At 25.4% G+C, this 2,366-nt stretch carries 3 protein-coding genes; all 3 read right to left on the bottom strand.

Annotated features, from left to right (window positions below):
- Window positions 1-1,255: sensor histidine kinase (locus VK998_RS07565; protein WP_325227246.1), on the bottom strand; the 1,255-nt coding region annotated here is incomplete at its 3' end.
- 3 nt (window positions 1,256-1,258) lie between these two features.
- Entirely contained in the window at window positions 1,259-1,969 is a 711-nt protein-coding gene (locus VK998_RS07560; RefSeq protein ID WP_325227241.1) for a LytR/AlgR family response regulator transcription factor, read from the bottom strand.
- A 193-nt stretch (window positions 1,970-2,162) separates the two neighbouring features.
- Entirely contained in the window at window positions 2,163-2,288 is a 126-nt protein-coding gene (locus tag VK998_RS07555) for a hypothetical protein (protein WP_325227238.1), read from the bottom strand.
- Window positions 2,289-2,366: the final 78 nt, after the last annotated feature.

The raw sequence follows: 2,366 nt of genomic DNA, 5'->3' as shown, positions 1-2,366 counted from the left end.
ATTTTTCCACTACACCTTTTATACTTTTTATTCCAAAACCATGATTTTTACTGTCCTTTTTAGTTGTTTCAAGCTTTCCTTCTTCATCTATTGGGTTAAATAATGTGGGATTTGATATTTCTATAAATAGATAGTTTTTATATGGATTTATTTTTACATCTATATTTCTTTTGTTTTCATCCTCTATTTTTTCATTTGCTTCTATGCTATTATCTAAGGCATTTCCTAAAATTGTAGATAAATCCAATGGCTTGATATTTACATCTTGGGGAATAGTTACTTTCATATTAATCTTTATATTATTTTTTATTCCCTCTGATTTCTTTTGATTCAATATAGCATCCAATGTATCGTTTCCAGTTTTAATCCATGTATAAGTATCAACTACTTCATCTTTTAAATCTTCAATATACTCTTCAGCAGATTCAAATTTTTCCTGCTCTAATAATTTTTCTAAACAAATAATATGATTCTTAAAATCATGGTGAACCTTTCTAACCCCTTCATATATTCTTTCTTTTTCTTCTATTTCCTTTTGAAGCATCTCATTCTTTATTTCCACTATCCTAAAATTACTTCTCTCTTTATAAAAACTATTTAATTTCATAAAAATATAATAGGTTATTATGACTATCATCAACGAACCTAAACTAATAGCTACTGTTAAATGTTGAATCTCTATATTTAATTCATTTATAATTAAACCAAGGCTAAATATGACTAATAAATTGATTCCTGATATTAAGTAAACAAATAAAATCCAATAACAATAATATCTAGGAATATCTGGTTCTCTTTCCCTATAATTATTTTTAACTACCCTTAAGACTATAAAAAACAATAGTTTGGAAATTTGAGTAAATAATACTCTAGCCCATGTTTGATTTATTACTAGTTCTTGAATATCCTTACCAATGAAATAACTTAAGATATTGACAGTTAAAATATCAGCAAATATTAAGAAAAAATAAAACATAGTTACAAAGAATATCTTCTCCTTAATATTACCTTTATATAACCTATATGCTATAAAAAGTAAAATTAGATATAATAGAATAGTTCGTATCATTGAATACATATTGATTTCTGTCAATACATATGTAAAAATCGATAGAAATACAATAGACAAATAAAAATATCCTTTTTTTATCTTTTTATTCCTTTCCAACATTAAGTTTAAAAAATCATAGAAAAGTAAAACCTCTATTAAACCTAAAATATATTCATATATATTCCATAAAATTGTTTGAGGCATTTTTTATCCTCTCCTTGCTACTTTAATGAAACTTTTCTTTACATCTTCTATTCTATATCTACTTACAGGCAATTTTTCATCATTATCTAAAGTTATATCTAAATTTCCTATGCTTTTTATATAATTCTCATTCACTATGCAACCTCTATGTATTGAAACAAAACCTTTAGACTCAAATACAGTTTCTATATCCTTAAATCTTCTAATAGTAGTTTTATATTTGCTATCAAAGGTTTTAATATGCACAGTTCTGTCTAAAAACTCAAAATAAAGTATATCGCTAATATACAAAGATAAATTCCCATCTGTTGTTTTAAATACATGCTTTTCATCTTTTAATTTTTCCAAAGAACTTTTTAATGCTTCATCTAATTCCATGTCTATATGGCTTTTCCTAATAAATCTAAAAGTGTCATACTTGAAAGTCTTATACACTTCATTATCCATAGAAGTTAAAAACATTAATATAGTTTCTTCATCTTTCTTTCTAATAACTTCTGCTACTTCTAAACCATCTATTTTAGGCATATCTATATCTAAGAATATGATATCAAAAGGCTTATTTTTCTCATCATAAGCATTTAATAATTCTATTCCATTTGATAGTCTATGGATTCTAGAAGATATATTTTTCTTCTCTAAAATTTTTTCTATTTTATATCCAACATAATCTAAAAAATATCTATCATCATCACAAATCCCAATATATATCATTATTATCATCCTTTAGAGATATTTCTATTTTTAGATTACCATGAACTACCTTTTATAGCAACACAAAAACCTCCTATATCAATGCTGGAGGTTTTTGTATATTTATTTATATTATAAATCCCAATACCCAAATTAATTAAAATCCCAATACCCCAAACTACCCACACAGATCTACATCTACATTTACACCTGCCTACTTCTTATCCGATTTTTTAGGTTCGTAAGATAAAAACATTGACTGCCTACCTTCTGCTGATGTAGCTGTCTTCTTAGATATTTTAGCAATGTTTTCTAGCACTTTTACTTTTAAGTTTTTCACTTTTTTTCCTCCTCTCTAAAAATTTTTGTTTCAATATTGAATATGCAATTGAAAGCTCTGTTAAAGCTAGCATAAACC

The sequence above is a fragment of the Schnuerera sp. genome (assembly GCF_035459645.1).
Classification (GTDB): domain Bacteria; phylum Bacillota; class Clostridia; order Tissierellales; family Tepidimicrobiaceae; genus Schnuerera.
The sequence above is the reverse complement of the archived record's forward strand: the minus strand, read 5'-3'. Positions and strand labels throughout refer to the sequence as shown.

Coding starts and splice junctions, on each gene's coding strand:
- VK998_RS07560 (WP_325227241.1), bottom strand. CDS start 1,969: ATGATATATATTGGGATTTGTGATGATGATAGATATTTTTTAGATTAT.